We start from the raw sequence: 24,104 nt of genomic DNA, 5'->3' as shown, positions 1-24,104 counted from the left end.
AAGGCAAAAGTGCCTCTGTTACAAACAGGTTATCTATATTACTCCAATTTTGAGTGAATTATATGTGCATTTGCACTTAAATTCTTATCACGGAGTGATGGGTGAAGAGTACACAACTGTTTGCTTTTGGATTCTTAAAGAGGTTGTTCAAAAAGTCTGCCGCCCATCACGAAGTGATTCAGAGAAGTGGATTCGACATCGAATCTTGAATTCAGTCGAAACTTCCGGTGCTCACGTAGGTTCGCGTACACTCCGCTCCTCATTTTCTCCTGCCTCCAACCTTCTCGGTGCTGAACACCGACCATTTTTAACACGCACTTAAATGGATTAATACCGAATTGGGATCTGATTTATAATAACAAATCCTTGATTGTAAAGAGCAAGGAATATTAAAACACGATACAATACCCCCATGGTTAACCCTGTGGGTGGCCATCGTACGGGTTCGACCCCCGTCCTCGGCACTTCATAAAAGTCTTCAATCCCTTGATACATAAGGGGTTTTATTTTTGGGGGGTTAGAAATGAAGCGTCTCAGTTATCGCGCTCCACTTCCATTTTTTTGGGAGCGAATTGGGGACGAGATTTTGAATCGAATACATCGAGGAGGGAGGTCGATTGGCGGCTGAGCTTCTTGGTCACATGGGCATAGATAGGTGTCCCGGGTAACTTGAGAAGTAGAGTGTTGGCTTTTACACCAGTCTTGCCATCGTTGGGAGGTCAGCGTTAAGCCGAGATTAACGGTCAACCGCCATTTATCCTCTCCTTGTTTTTCAATGCTGAATATTAATATAATATTACTTAAGTCAAACATATGTTCTTTTTCGGAAGCGTCTTGTAGCGGGAAAGCGCTAAGTATTAATAGAAAACATGAAATACATCTGGAATCCCACAGCGTAACAGGAAGTGCTGACGGGATTCGCCCTGAGCTGGATTCTCATCTCCAATCAATAAATGCAGGGCGAAAGTGTTTGCTTGACGTTCTAACTTGTCCACCACAAAAAGAGTATTTTTTTTTAAGAAAGGGGTGCTAATCCCCCGATGCAATAGATGGTGAGCCAGTTCATGGCCGGCAGTGAATAGCTGGGCAAAATCACCAGACCGATTGTTGATGTGAATGCAAGGGATTCGGTTGATGCAAGTGTAATACCCCCAAACGTCTTTTCCCAGGTCGGCAAACAGAACCATAACGTTTCTCTCGGATGCAATTTTCAACGGGCTATTGGTTCCGTGGGTTTGAATTAGGTCTTTGACCAGTTGTCGTTCCATTCTATAACCCCCGGCAGGTTATCCCCTATATTTTTTCGGTGTGAATTTCTTCTTAGCCATTTCTTTAGACAGCCGGATCGTATTTTCTAGTGATATGCGAAGTAACTCCCGATCCTCTTCATCCATTGGCTCGCCCATAAAAGCGAGTGCAGATCCAGAGTTGAGATCATTCATCATTTCTTCGAGTTTCTTGGCAATGTCCTTTTCATCTTTTTCATTAAGAGCATAGTGCGGCTCGGCTTTTTTCGGTGCTTCTTGTTTTGAAACGCCTAGCAGGAAGTCAACGGTTACTCCAAAAAAATCTGCTATCTTTTGGAGCTTCTCCTGCTTAGGCGTGTATTTTCCTTGCTTCCAACTCGTTAAAGTAGCAGTTGTAACTCCTGTTTCTTTCGCAACACGGTAAGCTGTAATCTCACGTTCTTCCAACAATCTTTCAAATATCTGATACATAGCTTTCCTCCACCTTTTCTCAGCCGAAAAAATAAAGTCAGAAAACTAAGCTAAATGTTGTTGACTGACTCATAAAGCTATGCTAATATGACAGACATAGCTTAGATAACTGAGCTAAACAATGAATAGCTAAGGTTTCTTTTGTAACTTAGGTCTCACTATTTATTGTATAAGAAAGCTTAGTTAGTAGTCAACTATTTTCACAGGAAAGAGGTGAAGAAATTATAAAAAAAGTTCCAAAAGCTACTTAATAAAGCGAATGTGACGCCGTATCAGGAATCTAAAGAGACGGGGTGTCCACTTCAACCTAAGTAATTGGAAGAGCGGAAAGACTTGGGTGGAGCACGTGAATCAAGACACAGGGAATCAAACCCACACGGGCAATGATGTCGTTCACAGGCTCATCCGTAGATTCGATAGGACATGAATCCTCTTGGAGGCCAGAGCGTGATCATGACCGACGCCATGCTGAGCCAGTACCTTCAAACCAAACTTGGGCCTGCCTATGTCCGTTTGCATCAAGCGATACCAACTGCAGGACGGCAGCACACACCTATTCTACCCAGAGCGATACTCTACATTAATTCCAGACGGAAACCTAGGCAGCACCTGGTACGGTACGACGCCGGAAGAAGCTGACTTGATGAGCGGAGCCACTGCTGCACAAGTGGAAATCTTGAACACGGGCGTAGCCCTCACAGCCATCAAGGAGCCGCACCCGGTCAACGTGGAGACTATCGTATCTTTATCCTGCCTTCGTTCGCGACCATTGACAATGTATTTATCCCCAAAGTGGCGTAGCATAAGGGGTCTCGGGCCCTAAAGGAGAAAGCAATTGAGCGAAAAACGAAAGGTAAGGTCATGAAGAACGTCAAATACGGTAAGCAGTGTTACCGGTCGGGTGATGTCGTCGAGATCGAGCAATTGGAGTATGACGGCTTTGTCCGTTGACACGCTGATTGATCGGAATTACGAGCCACCAGCGCCCCCGGAGCCACTCGAGCCGAAGACGGTCGACGAGATGACGTTGCCAGAGCTTAGGAAGTACGCAGCAGATAATAACATCGATCCTGACGACGTCACGAAGAAAGACGAGATTCTAGCGGCTATCAAGGCCGCATCAAATGAAGGGAGTGGTAAACAATGAGTGTGATGGGAATCAATGTTCTTGACTATGGTGCTGACCCGACGAATACTCTAGACTCGACACAAGCCTTCCATGATGCAATGGTAGATTGTCAGATGCGGCATACACTGATTATTCCAGCAGGTACCTACAAAATTACGGACACTATTCTTAACAATGCAGCGCGAATCCAGGGTGAAGGCAAATATATAGATTCAGGTAAACGCGGAACACGAATCGTATTTAGCGCACCTATCAACACAGCTAACGATTGGAAGCCTTGTTTTCTATTTGATAAAGGGGCGCATATCTGGGTTGAGCACCTAACCATCCACGGAGTGGTAGACTATAACGTTCGAAACCTCACCACGTACATCGACAAAGACTTGTTTGACCAAAGGAAGATAGAGATGTTTGCGCCTGGATTGACCGGAATCAAAATTGGAATAGGATCCCAGGTAAAGTTTAACAACGTCATGACAAGTAAATTGAAATGCGGCGTCCAGTCCGATAATCGCACCGGTCATATTACGTGGCTTGAATGTGACATTGGTGGCCTATTCGGAATTTACGTTTCCCGTCCGACAGGCGACTACTATTATCATGGTGGCACACTTAAAGGGGCATTTGCAGGATGTCTCTTGGGTGACAGTGGATGTAATTGGGAAATGATGCGCGTGCACATGGGGTTTAGCCCTTATGGGTTTTTCCAAGTTAATGATGGCCGACTAGATCGCGGTGAAGTGGGCAGCAGAAAGGGGATGGAAGCTTGGCAACTTCGCTCCATCAAGTTTGAAGTTATTGGCGAGTGCGCCATTGACCTATTACCAGATTCACTGAGCTGGGAATCTTCAATCGAAGCTTATGGTTTTAGTTGGTCGACATTAGACCCATCTGATAGTTGGTTCTACGGAATGCCCGATCAGCTGGTCGCACCAGCTGACAAGCAAAAGCGGGCGTTGCGTCTAGGCATTGTTCGTGATGTAAGATTTTTGTCTCAATACACCACAGCGGGGATATTTAGGTACAGTCCGGGTCGTTATAGAACTAACGGAGATCGGATTGTTGAGGTTGATTTTTTGGATGGTGATGCAATCTTCGACAGAATTCATGAAGATGACATTCAAATCCGCACTAAGGTTGCAGGAGCGCGGATCGATGCAGGTTATCCACGGATGTTCTCTCAGGCCACAAGCGCTCCGTTTAATCCTATTCGAAGCGGAAACTTGGTTTTGACTGGGCAGAGTGAAATCATCACGACTAGGTGCGTATTGACCCCGGTAAATCGTAATCAGTTGCCCGAAGGGCTCGATGTCCCGCGTGAAGTGGTAGATCTGTACGGCCAGAATCCACCAATCTATCTACTCACCCCGAATGAAGGGATAAATCAAAATCCTGAATTATCCTTTAATTTTGCTGATGGGGGCAATGCAATATATGACAGGGATTATTTATATTACAGAGCATTTGCGATGATGCCTGGGGGGATAACATCTCCCACCTCGCGTATTGGCGTGGACATCGAAGGACGCGACCTCGACAACAATCAAGTGAGGTTTACGCGGCACGCATACACGAATTTTTATAACTCGGCCGGAACAAGTACATCAACGACAATGCCATCATGGAGAATGTTATCAGGTAATTACGAGAGGATCAATAAGGCCAGATACACGAAAATGCGTTATATATATTCGGAACAGAATGCAGGTCGGCCGATTTACATTATTCCGCCGATCGTTACGCTCAACGCATTAACCCCGTACTCACCTTATCGCAAGCCATATGCGGTAGATGATGTGTATTTTCCGCCTGGAAAGGGACCAGTCATAGAGTCTCAAAATGGATCAAAATTCCGAATTACTGTTTCAGATGAGGGCATTTTTTCGGTATCTCCAGTATGAGGAGGAGCGTTCGATGGCAGCAAAGCGTGAAAAAGTCTGGCCGCTGGTAGAGTCGTGCCGTGGCCTTACCGACGACGTCTACATGGAATTAACGGTGATCTACATCGAAGAGAGCGGCCGTAGCAGGGGCACACAGCAGATAACAACATCGATATGGGAGATGCGACTAAGAAAGACGAGATTCTAGCGGGTGTTCAAGCCGCACCAAATGAAGGGCGTGATATTCAATGAACGACGTTATCAAGTTTTGGGACACTATCACCCAGAGTGCTATGGATGTTGCTTCTGACTGCCCACTCCCAGTGTCAATTGTAGGAGGGGGTGGTGAGTCACTTCCGATTGAAGTAGTGCTCCAAAACGAATCGACAGCTGCTGGTAATGGAACACCTTTGACAGTGGGTGAATACAAGACACTTACGATTGAAGTATATGGTACATCCGTCAGCAGGACGGTCATTTTTGAGATTCAGAGCGTAAGCAACGCTTGGTACCCGATCCAAGGAATAAAGATACAGGATTACTCCATGGCGACACAGACGACAGGAAGTGGTGAGGTGTGGCAATTTGATATTACAGGGGTAACTGCGGTCCGCGCTCGCATTTCTGCTGTCGCAGGTGGCAACGTGAGCGTCCGAGGAAGGGCGGTGGTGTAAAGTGGATATAGTTGCTCGTAGTATTGCTGGTCGGGCTGGTTCCGGGGTCGGAAGCATCCGAGAAACAACACTCAATGTAACAGATTTTGGGGCCATCGGGGACGGCGTTTTTGATTGTACGCAAGCGTTTGTTGACGCTATGAACGCATGTAACTACCGTCGAGAACTGCGAATTCCGGCAGGTAACTACCTCATTAGGCAAACCGTAACTAATAAGGCACGTAGGATATACGGAGAAGGTGCGTATGTTGATTCTGGCGCTGGGGGGACAAATCTAATTTTCCGGCCAGTTACTTTTACGGACTTGATGCCATGTCTGCACTTTAGCACTATGGCTGAAGTTATTGTTGAAAACTTATCTATAAATGGCAACAAGGCATATTTCGTCAGAAACCTCTCGGATTATATCGACAAGTCTTTGTTTGATGAACGTAAGTATGAAATGTTTGAATCGGGTGTTGTTGGAGCTACAGTTTCCCTAAATTCAACCGTAGTTTTTAGGTCTGTGCGGACGAGAAACATTAAAATCGGTATACGCCTTGAAAACTATGTTGGACATATTACTATTTATGATTGCAACCTAAATGGAGGCTTTGCAGGACTGTATATAGATCGCAATAATTCTGATTATTTTATTCAGGGCGGTGCTATAAATGGCAGCTTTGCCGGGATACTGCTAGGGACTTCAGGTACAAATATGAGTCTTAAGCGGGTGCATTTGGGGTTTGCGCCTTACGGAATCTACCAAGTCGAGGATGGGAAAAATTACGGACTTAAGGGGATGGACTCCTGCACATTAGATGATGTGAGGTTTGAAGCAGTAGGGGAGTGTGCAATTAGTTTATTAGACCGTACAGAAATGTGGGATACACAAATCGGCGGGTTTGGTTTCAGTTGGTCCGCGTTGAATCCTGCTGATCCCTGGTTTCAAGCTCTACCAGAAGAGCTACTTGCGAATCGTCAGCAATATGCTTTAAGACTCGGGAAATTACGCAGATCAAGGTTGCTTAACTTACAGTATGGCGGGGTAAGGGCTAGCACGAATGTCACGGGCGGCAGAATTGCAAGCATAGCGCATATAACTGGCACTAACGACTTGTCGGCGATACCGGACATGAACCTTATGGACGTAGGTAGAAAGGACGGTTCAGCATACACAACATTGAACCTAGAGCGTGTTCATGACTATTTGCAAAGTCCAATTAATCACCCATTGCTTCGTGGTGGTGGGCTAGTTAATCAGAACACTAACGCTTGGGAGAAGAGTTTGTGTATTTTAGAAGAGGTGACGGGGAATCTTGCTGAAATACCAGTTTCTTTAAGCCCTCGCATTCAAGAGTATTATGGTAGTGCACTGAGGGTTTTTAAAATGACACCAACATCAAATCAAGCAAGTGTTAACATCCCCTTGATTGGCACGGCAGCAGAGCGTCGTTTTGACAAGTCGGTTAATATCAAGGGATTCCTTTATAGCACTGGTCAGTCTATGTTGGAACTTGCAGTCGATGATACCGGGTCCATACTTCGTTACCTCTACAATTCCCCAAACGCAGGTGGAAGTTGGGTGGAGAAATTCGGAGTGGATGAGACCCGCCCAGGATGGACATATCGGTTCCTACGTATTCGACCGTTTGGAGGTCATACAAGTCCCGTATATTTTACGATTCCAATGGTTTCCCTCGGTGAACTCTTGCCGTATGCTGAACACAAACATGCTCAGATCGACAACGATCTTGAATTGTTAGGAGGGAAAGCTTTGATTCTCCGCTCGGAAGATGGAACGAGACATAAGATTGCGGTTAACAATTACGGAAATCTAGTCATAACAGTCATTTAGGCGCTGTCGCTTGAGAGTAAATAATCAGTTCTTTCAATTGGCAATGACTGAACGCTAACAACCGAAAATGAGAATCGAGGGATTTCGATGTCACGAAGAAAGACGACATCCTTGCCAAAATCAATGGCGTGCCTCCTACAGGGGAGTGATGAGTGGTGAGTTTTCGGATAAAGAAAACTGCTTGGCCTATCGGCTGGGCGGTTTACTTTTTTTTCAAATTTATCCATAGCTTGATCACCGCACCGACCGAGGCTAACCCAGCATGCGTAGTGAAGAGAAGTTCCTTTGATTGGATAGATTAGATTTTCATACTCAGCACCTTACAGGTGAAAGCAAGAATCAACGATTATCTTTACTTTTCGCCACCATAGGTCTGTTTTTCTTTGATTAACTCATATTTCACTCGTCTTATATCACGGATTCAGGCACTTATCCAAGGTGAATTAGGTTTTCGGCGAATTTAGATGCACTTTTCAGGCTGTTGAAAAATGGCCGGAGAGGCACGGAATCGAATCTGGAGAAGCGCAGCGTTCGCCTTTGTCCCCGGATTCACCCCTAAAAGGGGTAAAAATCAAAGAAATCTGGGGACAACAGCGATCGGAAGATCGATCCGTGACTGTAGGCTTTCTTTTTTCAACAGCCTGACTTTTGCGCTTATCGGGTGATGATGAATGTATAAAAGACAGCGGCTGGATATCCAGAGCTGACCATCGGTCAGACTCCGGCTATACCAGCCGCTGCAGGTTTGTCTCCTATTTGAACAATAAAAAGTTGGTGGCGAGCTGCCGCAGGTTGCCGTCGGAGGGCTTGTTGACGACCCGGCCGTTGAAGACGAGCGTCGATGAGCCGCCGCCGTCCAGGTTATACGCATCCTTCACGCCGAAGCGGGAGAGCAGAATCTGCAGCTCCTGCAGCGTAGCGCCGGAATTGCCGTATTCATCCGAGCCGTCGGTAACGAGGAACAGCAGCTGATCGTCCTTGTAATTGGCGATCACTGTCCGTGGCGCTCGGCGCGGGCTTGTCTTCCATTTCTCCGGGATGGGCTGGACGACACCGTTCTTGAGCAGGATCGGTACGAAGGATGCCCCGAACCGCGGATTCTCCTGGTCCAACTGCTCGCGAGAGGCGTATTTGCCGCCGATCAGCTTGAGATCCTCGCTCAGTCCGACGAAGAACAGGTCGGCAAACGAAGGCTCGAAGCCGTTGACGTATTCGCTGTTGGTCACAGTCGTACTAAGTGGATAACGACCGCTGCGGCTGTCGGCGAAACCGCCGGCATTGATGCCTGCGAGCGCATTGTACCGTTTGACGGCGGACATCGTCGTCTCGCTGCGCCCGAACGTATCGTGTCCAAGGACCATGTCGATGGCGTTCTCCGATTTGAGCTTGACCTTGAGCGCATACCCTCTGAAATGCTGTGCTTTGATATGGAAGAGCTGTGCAGTCAGCTTCTCGCTCTGGACTTCCTCCGCAGCATATCCCAGCTTTCGTACGATCCGTCGGTCATAGATGTGCCATGCCCGGCCGGCCTGGTTGCTGGCCAGCTGCAGCAGCGCATTCACTTCCTTGTTGGTCTGCTCATAGAGCTGGGTGTCCCGCTTGATCGCCTGCGCGGTAACGGTCGCCATTTCTTTGGCCTTGTCCAGTTCCTGGATAAGGCTGCCTGTGTATTCGGACGCTGTGACCTGCGAAGCAGGGGCAGTGATCTCCTGCGGCAGTTCGTTCAGTTCGACGGCGGGGTTGAAGATGATCAGCCACGCCAGGACGCCAAGGAACGGAGCACAGGTCAGCAGAGCCAGACGGTTGATATGCTTGATCTTCATTATTTCAACACATCCAGGCTCTGTTTGAGCTCGTTCAGTTTTTTGTTGACCTCATTAATCTGTGTATATAATTGATTGCTGTTATCTGTCTTCTCCGTCGTATTGTCCTTGGCGAAAGTCAGCAGCTCGTTTAGGGCATTAACCTTGCCTTCCAACTGGGTGATCTCGGTGGCAAATCCGTCCTGCAACTGGGCGATCTGAGTCTGATAGTCTGCCTGTACGGCTGCGATCTGCCTGGCAGTCTGCTGCTCGATCACAGCGGTCAACTCGGCCTGCTTCTTGTCTGAGTACCAGATGGCGCCGGCTATGCCTGAGCCGATAAGCACGACCCATACCAGCAAAAATACCACCACGGACTTCGTCGTCGATCGTCGGGCTCCTCTCTCTGGTAGGCCCTTGGATGTCTGAATATCTTGATTCATAGCTTGGTCTCCTCACCTCAACAAATAAGACGCAGCCGGAGTCCAAAAGTTGCGAATAAACCGGTGAGAATTGGATGAGAAATGACTCATAGTGCGTGTTCAAAAAGGTCGGTTTTCAGCACCGAGAAGATTGGAGGCAGGAGGAAGTGAGGAGCGGAGCGTAGGCGAACCTACGTGAGCACCGGAAGTTCCGACTGCATTCAAGCTTCGACGTCGAACCCGCCTCCTGAATCACTTCGTGATCAAAAGCGGACTTTTTGAACAACCTCTCATAGTTGACAGACCGGATCGATGTCGCTATACTGGGTAACAATACATGGAAGACATCCATATCGGAACACGCGATGAACAGGAACAGTAAGATGCATCGGGGCCAGAAGCCGGACAACCGGCGGATGGATCAGAGAGCTGCGGGACGGTGCGACGCACCCCATACCATCTGAAGCTCGCCTGGGAGCGGGAGGCTGGAACGTAATACGGACGCTTGGCGAAGCCGGTTACGAGTACATCCTCACGGCAGCCCCCGTGATCGGGCAGCGTATCGGTTCTTGGATCCGGACCAGAGCAGATACGCAGGTAAGGTGGGCGCGCTCCCCGGGGAGCATGAGCGTCAACAAGGGTGGTACCGCGCGGACAATGGTCTGTCGTCTCTTGCAATAGAGATGACAGGCCTTTTTTGATGCCTTCGCAAGTGTCCAACTTGTATACCGTTCGATTGAAGGATGCTAACATGTCAATAAAACTTTACTGCCCGGCTGCGGCACGTGTATGCGCTGGCCGGCATAGAATTGCATAGAGAAACGCGATGAACAGGAGCAGTAGGAATCACGTCGGGAACCAGAGAGCTGTGGGGTGGTGCGACACAGCCGAAGACGATCCGAACTCGCCTGGGAGCGGTGTGCCGGAAAGGGAAAAGCGCGTGAGCGCTTGAGTCCCGGCAAGGCGCGACGGTTAACCCCCGTGACCGGGTGACGAGCGGGTCCGGAGCATGAGCTCCAGGCCAACAAGAGTGGTACCGCGGCAGCAGCAGCCTGTCGTCTCTTAACAATCTAAGAGACGGCGGGCTTTTTTGTATGGATACTAACATTTCAGGAGGATGATTATTATGACAATTCAAAATATTCGGATCTTTGATACGACACTGCGTGACGGAGAACAATCGCCAGGAGCTTCTATCGACCCTGCCCAGAAAATCGTCATCGCCCGTCAATTGGAAAAGCTCGGTGTGGATATCATCGAGCCGGGCTTCCCCGTCTCCAGCCCCGGCGAATTCAGCGCCGTCCAGCAGATCTCGCGAGAGCTGCAAAACACGGAGATCGTCGGATTTGCCCGCGCAGTGAAAGGAGATATCGAAGCAGCGATCCGGGCTACGGAGGATGCGGCTCGCCGCCGCCTGCACCTGTTCATCTCTTCTTCCGATATCCATCTGGACTTCCAGCTCAAGAAGACGCGGGAAGAGGTCATCCGGATCGCCCGCGAGATGGTAGCCTTCGGCAAAGCTTCGGTCGATGAGATCGAATTCTCGCCGATGGACTCGACACGGACCGGCATGGCATTCGTTATCGAGCTGGTGGAAGCGGTCATCGAGGAAGGCGCCACCGTCATCAATCTGCCGGATACGCTGGGGATTGCGCTGCCGGATGAGTATGAGGCCTTGTTCCGGACCGTGCGCAGCGGGGCCCGCGGCGGTGACAAGGTACGCTATAGCGCCCATTGCCATAACGACTTGGGGCTCGCCGTGGCCAACTCGCTGGCGGCCATCCGCGGCGGAGCGACCCAGATCGAGGTAACCGTGAACGGAATCGGGGAGCGTGCGGGCAACTGTTCGCTGGAGGAACTGGTGATGGCGATGGAGACACGCCAAGAAGCCTTGCAGGCCGGTACTGGCATCCGCACGTCGGAGATCTATGCCACCTCGCGGCTGGTCAGCCGCACGATGCACTTCCCAATTGCTTACAATAAGCCGATCGTCGGCCGCAACGCCTTCCAGCATGAATCCGGCATCCACCAGGACGGCTTGCTGAAGAACCGCAATACGTACGAGATCATGGACCCGGAAGCGATGGGGATCCCGCGCAGCATGATCATCTTGGGCAAGCACTCGGGTCGTCATGCGATCAAACACCGGATGGGTGAGTACGGGATCGAGGTGACGGGAGAACAGCTGGAGGAGGTCTATAACCGCTTCAAGGCGGTGGCCGATGAGAAGAAGATCGTCACCGACGATGAGCTGCTGCGCTTGGTTGGCGAAGCGACGGCAACCCAGCATGATCCGTATGTACTGACGGATCTGCAGGTGCAGACAGGCGGCGCCCAGTCGTGCACAGCTCAGATCACGGTGCGGACTCAGGACGGCGCCCTGCATACCCGGACCGGAGAGGGGACGGGGCCTTTGGAAGCGGTGATCCGCAGCATCCAGGAGGCGATCCCGGTAGCGGCCCAGTTCGAGGATCTGGAGCTGCATTCGCTCTCTACAGGCGAGGATGCACACGGGGAAGCGGTAGTCAGCATCCTGCACGAGCAAGCGCGTCATCAGGGCACGGCGATCCACAAGGATATTATCCTGGCCGCCGCCACCGCTTATGTTGCCGCCTGCAACCAGGCGCTGCTGAGCTCCGCCCGCAAAGGGCAGCAATCGCAAGTCTAGTTCGCTTCGCTAGGTTAGAGCCGCAAGCAGCTGCCGACGAGGCACGCTCTTGTGGCTCTTTCTCTCACGATACAAGCTCCACTTGCCGACGAATATGAAATATTAATCTGACCCTGTGAACAAAAGTTATCCACATATCCTCCACAATCTGTGGGTAACTCTTGTAGATATTGATAAATCAACGTTTTTTTATTCCGCTAGGTTGGGGATAGAAATTCATAGTGATTGTTGTGGATAATGTGGACAATGTGTGTAAAACTTTCATTATTGGCTTTGCAAAAATGTCAATCTTAATTTTTTATGAAGAAAAGCCCGTTTGGGAAGGTTCATTATCGACAGAATTGCCTAACAATTCACAGAAAGCTGTGGATAAGTCTGTGGATGACGGGGATTAGTGCTAATAAGGGGGGCAAAGGAATGAAGATTGCCATATTTGGCGGGACAGGCCGGGTAGGACGCGAGGTGTTGTCGAAAGCGATGGCGGATGGCCATCAAGTGAGGGTGCTGGTGCGGGACATACAGCGTCTAGAGACACTGTTGGAAGCGTCTTTTGCGGGAATGAAGAGGCGTGATACGCTACAAGTATACGAGGGAGACGCGCGAAGCGACCAAAGTGTCCGTGCGGCAATCGCTGGCGCAGATGCGGTTTTCAGCGCTCTCGGTACGGACGGCGGTACGGTACTCAGCGAGACGATGCCGCACATCCTCTCCGCGATGTCCGAGTCGAGGGGCAGGCGGCTCGTGACGATCGGCACGGCCGGGATCCTGCGAAGCCGTGCGGAGCCGGACCGTCTGCGCTACGAGTCAAGCGAATCCCGGCGTACCCAGACCCGTGCCGCGCTGGAGCATCGCAGGGTATGGGAGATGTTGGAGCTGTCCGATGCGAACTGGACGATTGTCTGCCCCACCTACCTGCCAGATGGAGAGCGTACGGGACAGATTCGTGTCGAACGCGAATATCTGCCTGCCGGCGGGCGGGAAATTTCAGTGCCGGATACTGCGGATTTTGCCTATAAGCAGTTGTGGGATTTGTCGTTTACCCGTTGCCGGGTCGGGATCTGTTATTAGGAACAACGATACACATGACAAAAGGGGCGTCCCTCCGTCATCAACTGATGACGCTTTGGGACAGCCCCTTGAGATGATCCAATTAGTTGAGCAGCTCTTCCCAATCCGCATAGACGCCAGACAGCTCTTCCTTATAGCGTTCGATCGCTTCTTGACGTTCGCCTACGGCTACATAATCGTTATAGATATCGGGCTGGGTAAGCTCATCCTCCAACGCAGCGATTACCTGCTCCAGACGAGCGATGTCCGCCTCCGCTTGCTCCAGCTTGCGCTGCCGCTGCCGCTCATCTTTTTTGGCTTGTTTTTCGGCCTCATACGACGAGGTGGGCGAAGGGGCTGCAGATGTTGCCGCGGCTGCCGTTTTTTGGCCGGATTCCGCCGCGGCTAGCTCCTCCAGCTCCCGCAATTCCTGTTTTTTCTCGATCATTTCGTCGTAATTTCCCAGGAAATGTTGTGTCCCTGCCGGTGTCAGTTCGACAATCCGCTCGGCCATTTTGTTCAAGAAATACCGGTCATGCGAGATAAACAGCAGGGTTCCCTCGTACTCCATCAGCGCAGACTCCAGCACTTCCTTGCTGAATAAGTCGAGATGGTTGGTCGGTTCGTCAAGGATTAGCACGTTCGCCTCCTGCAGCATCAGCTTCGCCAGCGACACGCGCGCCTTCTCACCGCCGCTGAGCGCCGAGACCCGTTTCTTCACATCCTCGCCGCTGAACAGGAAGTTGCCGAGCACGGTGCGGATGCGTGCTTCCTCCAGGTGGGCGTATGCGCCCCAGACCTCCTCCAGTACCGTGTTGCTTGGGGTTAGTCCCGTTTGCTCCTGGTCATAGTAGCCGATCTGGACGTTGCTCCCCCATCGGATTGTGCCGGCGGCAAGCTTGGCATGAGGATTGATCAGCGCTTTGAGCAGAGTAGACTTGCCGACACCGTTGGGCCCTATGAGGGCCACCGTCTCCGAACGCTGCAGACGAAAGTCGACATTCCGGAAGAGCGGTTCGTCCTGGCCTTCAAAGGCGAGCGACAACTGCTGGACCTCCAGCACGTCTTTGCCTGTGCGGCGCGTGATGCTGAAGGCGAAGTGGGCTTTCTTCAGCTCGCCGAGCGGCTTGTCCAGCCGTTCCATCTTCTCCAGCGCCTTGCGCCGGCTTTGCGCCCGCTTGGTTGTCGAAGCACGGACGATATTGCGTTCGATAAAATCCTCCATGCGGGCAATCTCGTCCTGCTGTTTCTCGAACGCTTTCATCGTCGCTTCGTATTCGGCAGCTTTGATCTCGATGTAACGGCTGTAATTGCCGGTATATCGTTTGGCGGAGTGGCGTTCGATCTCCACAATGGCGGTCGCCAGCGCATCCAGAAAATAACGGTCATGCGAGACGACCAGGATGGCGCCGGGATAGCCGCGCAGATAGTCCTCCAGCCAGGTGAGCGTCGGGATGTCCAAGTAGTTGGTCGGCTCATCGAGCATCAACAGATCCGGAGCCTGCAGCAGGATGCGCGCCAGCGCCAGCCGGGTCTTCTGTCCGCCGCTAAGCGTATGGATCGGCGTCTCTGGGTCGAAGGTGCCGAAGCCCATCCCGTGGAGCACGCTGCGGATCCGGGTGTCGATCTCAAAGCCGCCCTGCTCGCGGAACCACTCCGAACGGACGGCATAGCGGTCCAGAATATCCTGATAGCGCTTTTCATCAGTCTGCATCGCAGGATCGGCGATCTGTTGTTCCATGGCGCGAAGCTCCTGCTCGGTGTCCAGCAGCTCCGAGAAAACGGCCAGCATCTCCGCCTGGATCGTACGGTCGGACTGGAGCCCGCTGTTCTGCGCGAGATAGCCGATGCGGGTTTCTTTTGACTTGAAGATCGAGCCTGAGTCAGCTGACATCTCGCCGCAGATGATCTTGAGCAGCGTAGACTTGCCGGCGCCGTTGACGCCGACCAGACCGATGCGCTCACGCTCCTGGATCTGCATGGTGATATGAGAGAGTACGGACTTGACGCCGTAGCTTTTGGATAGATCAGATACTTGTAGCAGCATAGCAACCTCCGGACGATGGATTCATCCTTATATTGTACCATAATGAAAGTCGGCACGTCTCTGTCTGCCGCGCAAGGTTTGCTGAGCGTCTTGGCGAAATCCAGGGATCAATGGTAAACTAAAGCATAACAAAAGCAACAGAAGACTGGAGAGGCAGAGCGTATGAAGCAGCCGGTGACCGCAGCAGATAAGAGCTTGCTCCGGCAAGTGATGAAAGACCGCCGGGACAGGCTGGATGACACGGTGCGGGCCCAGTGCTCCAGACGGATCACGGAGCTGGCGATGACTTATATCCGCGGTCTTGACGCCGGATCCGTCATGCTCTACCTGTCGTTTCGGTCGGAGGTTCGCACGGATGCGCTGATCGAGTCGTTATGGTCGGAAGGCCGGGCGGTGATCGTCCCCGTGAGCAATCCGTTCGACCGTTCCCTGACCTTGTACCGACTCCATGACTGGGAGCATCTGATCACAGGGGCTTATGGGATCCGCGAGCCCGATCCTGGACTGGCCGAGCCATGCGGGCCGCAGTTCGTGCCGGATCTGGTCCTTGTACCAGGATTGGCCTTTGACGCCAAAGGCGGAAGACTGGGATACGGCGGCGGGTATTATGATCGGTTCAGAGAGCAGATGCCGGCACGGCAGTCGGACTCATCCGCCGATTCTCTGCGGGCTGCGGCACCGCTGTGGATCGGTCTTGCTTATGAGCTGCAGATGATTGACGAAGTGCCGATGCAGCCGCATGATGCGGTCATCGATGGCGTCATTACCGAGCAAGGGATCCGGCTGACATCAACGTTAGAAAGGGGATGAGGATGATGAAAGGCTTTACCCATTTCAATGAGCAAGGACGTGCCCGCATGGTGGATGTCTCGGAGAAGGAGACGACGGCCCGCAGCGCTTCCGCGCGCTCGTCGGTGAAGATGGCGGCAGAGACGCTGCGGCAGATCAAGAGCGGCGGCATCAGCAAAGGAGATGTGCTGTCAGTTGCCCAAGTTGCAGGGATTATGGCGGCCAAACGCACGTCCGAGTGGATCCCGATGTGTCATCCGCTGCCTCTGACAGGGATTGATATTCAATTCTATGACAACGACAGCGATGTGCTCTTCATCGAGGCAACAGTCAAGACGACCGGCAAGACAGGCGTGGAGATGGAGGCCTTGACAGCGGTCTCGGCCGCTGCTCTGACAGTCTATGACATGTGCAAGGCGCTGCAGAAGGATATGCTGATCGGTCCGACGATGCTCATCCATAAAGCGGGCGGCAAAAACGGCGATTACCAGGCAGCAGAATAAGAAGAGGTCCGCAGGCGCGGTAAGAAAGGTGAACAGGATTGGGGGGCTATGGATGAGATGGAAAGTGGCGATACTGACAGCCAGCGACAAAGGCTCGGCAGGGGAACGGGAGGATACGAGCGCCCAGGTGATTCGAGAGCTGGTAGAGGAAGAGCTCGGGGGCGAGATCGTCGACTACCGGATCGTGCCGGATGAACAGGACGAGATCACGGCAGCGCTGATCGAGATGATCGACTATTATCAGGCCGATCTGGTGCTTACGACCGGCGGCACCGGATTGGGACCGCGCGACGTGACCCCGGAGGCGACACAGCGCATCATCGAGCGGGAGGTACCGGGTATCGCCGAGGCGATGCGGATGTTCTCCATGCAGAAGACCAAGCGGGCGATGCTCTCCCGGGGCATCTGCGGCATCCGCGGACGGTCGTTGATCCTCAACCTGCCGGGCAGCCCCAAGGGCGTGCATGAGAGTCTCGTAGCGATCATGGACCAGCTGCCTCATGCACTGCAGATCCTTACTGGCGCGATCGGGGAGCACAAGCGATGAGCCGGGCCAAGGGCGGGACGAGACTGACGGAGGTTCCGGTGCATGAGGCAGTCGGGCTGCGGCTGGCCCATGATCTGACCCAGATTATCCCCGGTCAGTTCAAGGGGCGGCTGTTCACCAAAGGGCATCTGATCACGGAGGAGGATATCCCGCGTCTGCTGGATATTGGCAAAGAGCATATCTATATCATGGAGCTCGGTGAGACCGAACTTCATGAGGATGAGGCCGCGCAGCGGCTCGCTGCCGGCTTATGCGTGGAGGCCGATCTGGAGGCAACGGATCCCCACGAAGGCAAGGTGACGATCAAGGCGGGACGCGCCGGCCTGCTCGAGATCGACGGCGAGCTGGTGCATGAGATCAACCGGCTGGGCGAGATCGCTCTGGCGACGGTAGCCCATCGCACCGTCGTCCAGCCGGGCCAGAAGATCGCAGCCACGAGAGTGATCCCGCTATTCGTTGACCGCGACAAGATCGCCCGCGCCGAGCAGCTGCTTGCGGGTTACCGGGACGCGCGAGGAGAAGCGCCGCTGCGGATCCGTCCGTTTCGACGGATGCGGGTGGGCTTGCTCACGACCGGCGGCGAGGTGTTCAGCGGCCGCATCCAGGACCGATTCGGTCCGGCCGTGCGCGACAAAGTGGCTGCATTCGGCTCCGAGGTCATCGAGCAGCGATTTGCTCCCGATGATCGACATACAATTGTCAAGGAAATACTCTATTTGCTGGACGCAGATTATGATATGATACTAGTAACTGGCGGCATGTCAGTCGATCCGGATGACCGTACACCGGCCGCGATCCGCGAAGCCGGCGCCGAGATCGTCAGCTATGGCACGCCGATGCTGCCGGGCTCGATGCTGTTGATGGGTTACCTGCGAGGCGTCCCGATCTTGGGATTGCCGGGCTGCGTCATGCATGATCCGTACACGTCGTTCGACGTGCTGCTGCCGAGGATTTTGGCTGGCGACGTGATCACGCGAGAGGACATTGTCACGATGGGATTTGGCGGTATGCTGGGCTGTTGACCGTGCGACCTGAGACACGCGCTGCTGCAGGCTTGCAAGTCTTTGAGCGTTTCTGGGAATACTGCTTGGAGAGACATAGGCATGAAGCAGATCGATTTGCTGAGTATAGACTGTTTTTACGGGATGATCGATGGAGGAGGTTAAGGACTATGATGGGTTTGGGTACAACAGGGATTATTTTTCTGGCGATCGTGGCGCTGCTGTTGTTCGGACCGAACAAGCTGCCTGAGCTTGGCCGGGCTTTCGGACGAACACTGAGAGAATTCAAGAGTGGAGCCAAGGATATTATGGGCGATGAGGATCAGAACGAACGCAAAACTGTGGGTGCCGTGCAGGCTGATGCTTCGCGCTCGGTAGAACCAATGAACAACAAGCGCCTTCCGGACTGACCGGAGACGCTTTTTTTGTGACATCAGACGAAATGAATATGGCATAGAAAGGCGGTTCTCCAGGTGGCTGAAGAGAATAAAAAGGCCTCTTCCGGCAAAGGCAGGGAGGAGACCTTTGCAGAGCGGATCGGCCAGGAAGGCCTGATGCCGTTGCTCGGACATGTAGGTGAGCTGCGCAAGCGGATCATTGCTGTGCTGGTGGTGCTTCTCCTGGGTCTGATGGCCGGGTTGTCACTGGCCAAGCCCGTCTACGATTTCCTCATGTCGCAGGAGCCGGCAGTTCATCTGACCGTGCATAGCTTCTCGCTCTGGGACGGGGTAGGCATTTATATGAAGTTCGCCCTCATTATGGCGCTTCTCGTAACGCTGCCGTTTACGTTCTATCAGCTGTGGTCTTTCGTAAAGCCCGCCTTGGCTCCGAGTGAACAAAGAGCAACGCTCAGGTATATTCCGTTAGCCTTGATCATGCTCTTGCTGGGTTTGTCATTCTCTTATTTTGTTGTGTTCCCCATGGCGTATTATTTTACGACTGCAATCACCCGAAGTCTGGACTTGGTCGAGACTTTCGGTGCGATTCAGTACCTTCAATTCATGTTTAATATTATCATTCCGATCTCGCTCCTTTTCGAGCTGCCGATCCTGATCATGTTTCTCACCAAGCTGCGCATCCTCAATCCGGTCCGTCTGCGCAAGATGAGACGCGTGGCGTATTTCGTGCTCATCACCATATCGGCTCTTATCACACCGCCGGACGTTGTGTCCGCTATTTTAGTGGCGATTCCGCTCATTATCCTATATGAGTTCAGCGTGTTTCTGTCCGGCCGGGTCTATCGCAAGCAGTTGGAGAAGGACGCCGAGATCGAAGCCCGCTATGCGAACAGCGAAGCATGATTCCGTTCCTCCATACAGTCCCGTACAGATCGAACCCCCGATATGTACGGGACTGTTGACATTTTACAGAAAACTCTCGCAAGAGGACTTGAAATTTGAAGGTAAAATAGGTATTATAAAAATGGCTGTTAGCACTGCGAGGTGTCGAGTGCTAAATGTGCCGATATTTGGCGACAAATTTAAAAGGAGGCTATTTTTCATGATCAGACCTTTGGGTGAGCGCGTTTTGATCGAACCAATCGCGAAGGAAGAGACTACAGCTAGCGGTATCGTCCTGCCGGATACGGCAAAGGAGAAGCCGCAAGAAGGCAAAGTAATCGCAGTTGGCATCGGTGCGCTTAAAGACGGTGTGCGCGTAGAGCTGGAAGTGAAAGTAGGCGATCGCGTTCTGTTCTCCAAGTATGCCGGTACAGAAGTGAAGTACGATGGAAAAGAGTATTTGATTATGAAGGAAAGCGACATCCACGCGATCTTCGGCTAAGAGACGCGTTAGGAAACCCACATAGATTGCAGGATAGATACTTATTTGTTTTAAATCTAAGGAGGTTAATCAAGCTATGGCAAAGGATATCAAGTTTAGTGAAGACGCTCGCCGCTCGATGCTCCGCGGTGTCGATGCGCTTGCAAATGCAGTTAAAGTTACGCTTGGACCAAAAGGACGCAACGTCGTACTCGAGAAGAAGTTCGGCAGCCCGCTGATCACCAATGACGGTGTATCGATCGCCAAGGAAATCGAACTGGAAGATGCATTCGAGAACATGGGTGCTCAGCTGGTTAAAGAAGTAGCCACCAAAACCAACGACGTCGCTGGTGACGGTACGACTACCGCTACTGTACTGGCACAAGCGATGATCCGCGAAGGCCTGAAAAACGTAACCGCCGGCGCGAATCCGATGGTTATCCGCAAAGGCATCGAAAAAGCTGTGAAAACGGCTGTTGCTGAATTGAAAACGATCGCGAAGCCCATCGAAGGCAAGCAATCGATCGCTCAGGTTGCTGCCATCTCCGCTTCTGACAACGAAGTAGGCGAACTGATCGCTGAAGCGATGGAGAAAGTCGGCAACGACGGCGTAATTACTGTCGAAGAATCCAAAGGCTTCATCACCGAGCTTGAGGTTGTCGAAGGTATGCAGTTCGACCGCGGCTACATCTCGCCATACATGATTACGGATACGGACAAGATGGAAGCTGTGCTGGACAATCCGTACATCCTGATCACTGACAAGAAGATTACCAACATCCAGGAGATCCTGCCTGTACTGGAGAAAGTCGTACAATCCGGCAAGCAGCTGATGATCATCGCTGAAGATATCGAAGGCGAAGCGCTGGCAACGCTGGTTGTCAACAAACTGCGCGGTACGTTCACTTGCGTTGGCGTCAAAGCACCTGGCTTCGGCGACCGCCGCAAAGCGATGCTGCAGGATCTGGCTGCCCTCACTGGCGGTCAAGTGATCACCGAAGAGCTGGGTCTGGATCTGAAAGGTACCGACATCGAGCAGCTCGGTTCGGCGCGTCAAGTACGCATCACCAAAGAAAATACTATCGTCGTCGACGGCAGCGGCAACTCCGCTGACATCGTTGCACGCGTCAACCAAATCCGTGCGCAGCTGGAAGAGACCACTTCCGACTTCGACCGCGAGAAGCTGCAAGAGCGTCTGGCGAAGCTGTCCGGCGGCGTAGCTGTCATCAAAGTCGGCGCTGCTACCGAGACTGAGCTCAAAGAGCGCAAGCTGCGCATCGAAGACGCCCTGAACTCGACACGCGCTGCTGTTGAAGAAGGTATCGTATCCGGTGGCGGTACGGCCCTCGTGAACGTATACAACGCAGTTGCTGCAGTGACTACTGAAGGCGACGAGCAGACTGGTGTGAACATCGTTCTGCGCGCACTGGAAGAGCCTGTACGCACGATCGCGGCCAACGCCGGTCAAGAAGGCTCCGTTATCGTCGAGCGTCTCAAGAACGAAGCAATCGGCATCGGCTACAACGCCGCTTCCGGCGAGTGGGTGAACATGTTCGAAGCGGGTATCGTTGACCCTGCGAAGGTTACTCGCTCCGCGCTGCAAAACGCAGCTTCCGTCGCTGCGATGTTCCTGACGACCGAAGCTGTTGTAGCTGACAAGCCAGAGCCGAAAGGCGCAGCTGGCGCCGGCATGCCTGACATGGGCGGCATGGGCGGTATGGGTGGCATGGGCGGCATGATGTAATCAAGGGATTAAACCCTTGATTCATCAGCGGTTTCCGTCTTAGGAAACGCCGTTTGACCACATTGAATAAAAAAGAGGCTTCTCATGAGTTCAACTTCGAACTTATTGAGAAGCCTATTTTATTTTGCGTTGCGAAGTTACTCAAGCATTTTCGTAGTGAATCAACGATTAGTGGTCGTTCCACCTTGTACATCTTCCCAAGCACATATACAACCTTTGCATTGACCTCGTTACCGACAACTTTCTCGGCGAAAGTTGATAGAAGAGTAGATATTGCTGAATGATGGAAGGGAAGATGTATAACACGAATCCATTAGGTTTATGCTGACAATGTGATATAATGGATTCACTGAAATAACTCCGTATCGGAGGTGTCATAAATGGCAGTTGATAAAAATAAAGTCATGCAAATATTTGATCAATTAACCGAATCGGCACAACAATCGGCATTTGATTTTATGCAATACCTTTCCACAAAACAGAATCAACTTGATTGGGAGGATATTGCGAAATTGGAGCCGGATGCCGCACCGTTAAGCGAAGAAGAAGAACGCCAATTAAACAGCGAGAGCGGATTTATGTCTTGGGAGGAAGCGATGAATGAGCTTAACTTACCGACTGACATTAAATCGTGATGCCGTTAAATTTGTGGCCAAACAAGAAAAGGCTATCCAGGAACGCATACGCAAATCATTGCTTGGCTTAACTGTTCGACCACCGGTAGTGACATAAAGCCGTTAAAAGGATATGACAAGCGTTTTCGACTGCGGGTGGGAAGTTTCCGGGTGTTATTTGAAATTAATCATCAAGAACAAGTCGTCTATATTATGGCAATTGATAATCGCGGTGACATTTATTAATTTAAGGAGACATTTTCCCAGCCCTCCCGCAATCTTCTTCGATCGTTACTTGATTAAAATAAACGGGTTTTTCAGAACTATGACTTGAAACGGTCACATTTTGGGTCACAGTTGCTACAAATCAGAGGTTTCTCATCAGTTCTCCGAACTTTTGGGAAGTCTCTTTTTTGCGTGGCTTGGTCACAGGCAAATAGACGAGCTTTATGCCGTCTTCACACCGCCTATTCATAACACTCCAACCACGAATCAGCTAATACCTCGAACGACAAGTTTTTTTACGTAATAGGACTACATTTGGTCAGCACATGCAAAGATTCCGAAGTTAGAGAAGATAGGTGGAGATTCAGGTGCGAGATTTGACACGAAAAACAGGAATTATCGCATTATCAATTGTGCTATTGATGGCGAGTTTTATGTCGTTTCCAGTATCAACAGTATATGCGGCTGTGGAGGGTGATTTTGAATATATCCATCTGGGCGACGGAACCGCTAAAATTACCGGTTATACGGGGCCAAGTGGAGGGAATGTTGATATTCCTGGTAGTGTGGGCGACGATTTGACCGTGGTCGAAATCGGCTCTCAGGCGTTCCAAGACAATCAACTTACTTCAATAACTATTCCGGACAGTGTGACGACGATCGGGGAGATGGCTTTTCGTGATAACCAACTAACGGAGTTAACCCTCCCAAGCAGCATTACGAAGATTAACCCCTATGCTTTCATGGACAATCAGCTGACTAAACTAGAGATACCGGACAGTGTGACGGTGATCGGGACAGGAGCATTCGGTAATAATGCACTAGAGGATGTTCTGATTCTCAACCATGATGCAGAATTTGGAAATATTGTCTTTATTAATAATCAAGTCACGTTGACGCTATATGGTTATGATTCATCCACAATTGGGTTTTGAAGTGGATGAGATGAACATGAGTATTAGGATCTCAACCTTGACTGGAGCGGCTAAGGAAGAATTCGCCGTGGCTGCTGAGGGGCAAGGGTTGTCGTTGCTCAGCCAAGTGGTCGAATTTCAATTGATTGTAACCGCCGGCGACGAATGGGTGGAGATAACGGACTTTGGCGGCACGTATATGACCAAGTCGATCGTGCTGGATGAACAATTCGCCGATCGAAATTACATGGCTGTTTTATACGATCCAACGGATGGAACATTCACGTATGTACCCGCAGTCACGTCGAGCCGAAATAAAGGTCAAGATGAAGCTGTGATCCAGATGCCGCACAATAGTATTTATGCGATCGTGGAGGCGGACTGTATTGCATTCACTGACATGCAAAGACATTGGGCAGAGCCCAAGGTTGAGCAGCTGGCATCCAAGCGGATTGTCAGGGGGATAACGAGTGAGGACTTTGCACCGAATCGCAACATCACGCGTGCGGAATTTGCTTCCTTGCTGGTTCGTGCACTTGGGATCAAGACGGATCGGAGTGCTTCGGGAGATGTATTCCAGGATGTGGCCGCTGCTTCCTGGTATGCCAAGGAAGTGGAAGCCGCGTTCAGAGCGGGGCTCGTGCAGGGGATCAGCGTCACACATTTTGCACCGGAGGCACAGATTACGCGGGAGCAGATTGCTGTCATGGTCATGAACGCGCTGGCACTTGTGAACGATGAATCGAGCTCTAGTGAACAGATCCCGAATTAACTCACTTCGT

The 24,104-nt window shown here is 51.6% G+C and carries 21 protein-coding genes; 16 read left to right on the top strand and 5 right to left on the bottom strand.

The features are described from left to right. Nucleotides 1–857 precede the first annotated feature (857 nt). Both ABC336_RS08385 and ABC336_RS08380 read right to left on the bottom strand, forming a co-directional pair. Nucleotides 858–1,268 carry an ImmA/IrrE family metallo-endopeptidase gene (locus ABC336_RS08385; RefSeq protein ID WP_413238223.1) on the bottom strand — a complete coding sequence of 137 codons (411 nt, stop codon included), beginning with the start codon at nucleotides 1,266–1,268 and terminating at the stop codon, nucleotides 858–860. An 18-nt stretch (nucleotides 1,269–1,286) separates the two neighbouring features. Next, a complete protein-coding gene (locus ABC336_RS08380; protein ID WP_413238222.1) occupies nucleotides 1,287–1,718 on the bottom strand; it encodes a helix-turn-helix domain-containing protein in 432 nt (143 codons plus the stop codon). A gap of 1,143 nt (nucleotides 1,719–2,861) precedes the next feature. On the opposite strand from ABC336_RS08380, the gene ABC336_RS08375 reads away from it, so the two are divergent. From ABC336_RS08375 to ABC336_RS08365, 3 genes are all read left to right on the top strand, one after another. Next, the gene (locus ABC336_RS08375; protein ID WP_413238221.1) at nucleotides 2,862–4,748 is read left to right on the top strand and encodes a glycosyl hydrolase family 28-related protein; all 1,887 of its coding nucleotides are present in this window, start codon (nucleotides 2,862–2,864) and stop codon (nucleotides 4,746–4,748) included. 227 nt (nucleotides 4,749–4,975) lie between these two features. Next, complete coding sequence (locus ABC336_RS08370) at nucleotides 4,976–5,401, top strand: hypothetical protein (RefSeq protein ID WP_413238220.1); 426 nt, start codon at nucleotides 4,976–4,978, stop codon at nucleotides 5,399–5,401. A 1-nt stretch (nucleotide 5,402) separates the two neighbouring features. Continuing rightward, nucleotides 5,403–7,238 (top strand): glycosyl hydrolase family 28-related protein, encoded by a 1,836-nt coding sequence (locus tag ABC336_RS08365; protein ID WP_413238219.1) that lies wholly within the window; start codon nucleotides 5,403–5,405, stop codon nucleotides 7,236–7,238. Nucleotides 7,239–7,990: 752 nt separating this feature from the next. Here ABC336_RS08365 and ABC336_RS08360 read toward each other — a convergent pair. Together ABC336_RS08360 and ABC336_RS08355 are read right to left on the bottom strand one after the other, a co-directional pair. Continuing rightward, nucleotides 7,991–9,061, bottom strand: a complete 1,071-nt coding sequence (locus ABC336_RS08360) for a phosphodiester glycosidase family protein (protein ID WP_413238218.1) — start codon at nucleotides 9,059–9,061, stop codon at nucleotides 7,991–7,993. Continuing rightward, nucleotides 9,061–9,483 carry a hypothetical protein gene (locus tag ABC336_RS08355; protein WP_413238217.1) on the bottom strand — a complete coding sequence of 141 codons (423 nt, stop codon included), beginning with the start codon at nucleotides 9,481–9,483 and terminating at the stop codon, nucleotides 9,061–9,063. Before ABC336_RS08355 ends, ABC336_RS08360 begins: the two co-directional genes overlap by 1 nt. A 1,105-nt stretch (nucleotides 9,484–10,588) precedes the next feature. On the opposite strand from ABC336_RS08355, the gene ABC336_RS08350 reads away from it, so the two are divergent. Both ABC336_RS08350 and ABC336_RS08345 read left to right on the top strand, forming a co-directional pair. Continuing rightward, a complete protein-coding gene (locus ABC336_RS08350; protein ID WP_413238216.1) occupies nucleotides 10,589–12,130 on the top strand; it encodes a 2-isopropylmalate synthase in 1,542 nt (513 codons plus the stop codon). A 417-nt stretch (nucleotides 12,131–12,547) separates the two neighbouring features. Beyond that, a complete protein-coding gene (locus ABC336_RS08345; protein ID WP_413238215.1) occupies nucleotides 12,548–13,198 on the top strand; it encodes an NAD(P)-dependent oxidoreductase in 651 nt (216 codons plus the stop codon). A gap of 82 nt (nucleotides 13,199–13,280) precedes the next feature. On the opposite strand, the gene ABC336_RS08340 is transcribed toward ABC336_RS08345, so the two are convergent. Continuing rightward, complete coding sequence (locus ABC336_RS08340) at nucleotides 13,281–15,224, bottom strand: ABC-F family ATP-binding cassette domain-containing protein (protein WP_413238214.1); 1,944 nt, start codon at nucleotides 15,222–15,224, stop codon at nucleotides 13,281–13,283. 162 nt (nucleotides 15,225–15,386) lie between these two features. Between ABC336_RS08340 and ABC336_RS08335 the strand changes: the two genes are divergently transcribed. The 11 genes from ABC336_RS08335 to ABC336_RS08285 all read left to right on the top strand — a co-directional run bounded on the left by ABC336_RS08335 (nucleotide 15,387) and on the right by ABC336_RS08285 (nucleotide 24,094). Further along, nucleotides 15,387–16,034: a 5-formyltetrahydrofolate cyclo-ligase gene (locus tag ABC336_RS08335; RefSeq protein ID WP_413238213.1), complete on the top strand. Its 648-nt coding sequence runs from the start codon at nucleotides 15,387–15,389 to the stop codon at nucleotides 16,032–16,034. A 5-nt stretch (nucleotides 16,035–16,039) separates the two neighbouring features. Further along, on the top strand, nucleotides 16,040–16,516 hold the full coding sequence (moaC, locus tag ABC336_RS08330) for a cyclic pyranopterin monophosphate synthase MoaC (RefSeq protein WP_413242470.1): 477 nt from the start codon (nucleotides 16,040–16,042) through the stop codon (nucleotides 16,514–16,516). A gap of 52 nt (nucleotides 16,517–16,568) precedes the next feature. Beyond that, nucleotides 16,569–17,063, top strand: a complete 495-nt coding sequence (locus tag ABC336_RS08325) for a MogA/MoaB family molybdenum cofactor biosynthesis protein (RefSeq protein WP_413238212.1) — start codon at nucleotides 16,569–16,571, stop codon at nucleotides 17,061–17,063. Then, a complete protein-coding gene (locus ABC336_RS08320; protein WP_413238211.1) occupies nucleotides 17,060–18,085 on the top strand; it encodes a molybdopterin-binding protein in 1,026 nt (341 codons plus the stop codon). The genes ABC336_RS08325 and ABC336_RS08320 overlap by 4 nt, the downstream gene beginning before the upstream one ends. A 149-nt stretch (nucleotides 18,086–18,234) precedes the next feature. Continuing rightward, a complete protein-coding gene (locus ABC336_RS08315; RefSeq protein ID WP_413238210.1) occupies nucleotides 18,235–18,474 on the top strand; it encodes a twin-arginine translocase TatA/TatE family subunit in 240 nt (79 codons plus the stop codon). Nucleotides 18,475–18,537: 63 nt separating this feature from the next. Further along, on the top strand, nucleotides 18,538–19,365 hold the full coding sequence (gene tatC, locus ABC336_RS08310; RefSeq protein WP_413238209.1) for a twin-arginine translocase subunit TatC: 828 nt from the start codon (nucleotides 18,538–18,540) through the stop codon (nucleotides 19,363–19,365). A 199-nt stretch (nucleotides 19,366–19,564) separates the two neighbouring features. Then, the gene (gene groES / locus ABC336_RS08305) at nucleotides 19,565–19,846 is read left to right on the top strand and encodes a co-chaperone GroES (RefSeq protein WP_413238208.1); all 282 of its coding nucleotides are present in this window, start codon (nucleotides 19,565–19,567) and stop codon (nucleotides 19,844–19,846) included. A 76-nt stretch (nucleotides 19,847–19,922) separates the two neighbouring features. Beyond that, the gene (gene groL / locus ABC336_RS08300) at nucleotides 19,923–21,569 is read left to right on the top strand and encodes a chaperonin GroEL (protein WP_413238207.1); all 1,647 of its coding nucleotides are present in this window, start codon (nucleotides 19,923–19,925) and stop codon (nucleotides 21,567–21,569) included. A 380-nt stretch (nucleotides 21,570–21,949) separates the two neighbouring features. After that, nucleotides 21,950–22,204, top strand: a complete 255-nt coding sequence (locus ABC336_RS08295) for a hypothetical protein (RefSeq protein WP_413238206.1) — start codon at nucleotides 21,950–21,952, stop codon at nucleotides 22,202–22,204. Nucleotides 22,205–22,776: 572 nt separating this feature from the next. Then, the gene (locus tag ABC336_RS08290; protein WP_413238205.1) at nucleotides 22,777–23,343 is read left to right on the top strand and encodes a leucine-rich repeat domain-containing protein; all 567 of its coding nucleotides are present in this window, start codon (nucleotides 22,777–22,779) and stop codon (nucleotides 23,341–23,343) included. A 16-nt stretch (nucleotides 23,344–23,359) separates the two neighbouring features. Then, nucleotides 23,360–24,094: an S-layer homology domain-containing protein gene (locus ABC336_RS08285; RefSeq protein WP_413238204.1), complete on the top strand. Its 735-nt coding sequence runs from the start codon at nucleotides 23,360–23,362 to the stop codon at nucleotides 24,092–24,094. The last annotated feature ends 10 nt before the right edge of the window (nucleotides 24,095–24,104 follow it).

It is taken from the genome of Paenibacillus jepli (assembly GCF_047238105.1).
In the GTDB taxonomy this organism is placed as follows: Bacteria; Bacillota; Bacilli; order Paenibacillales; family Paenibacillaceae; genus Paenibacillus_D.
The sequence above is the reverse complement of the archived record's forward strand: the minus strand, read 5'-3'. Positions and strand labels throughout refer to the sequence as shown.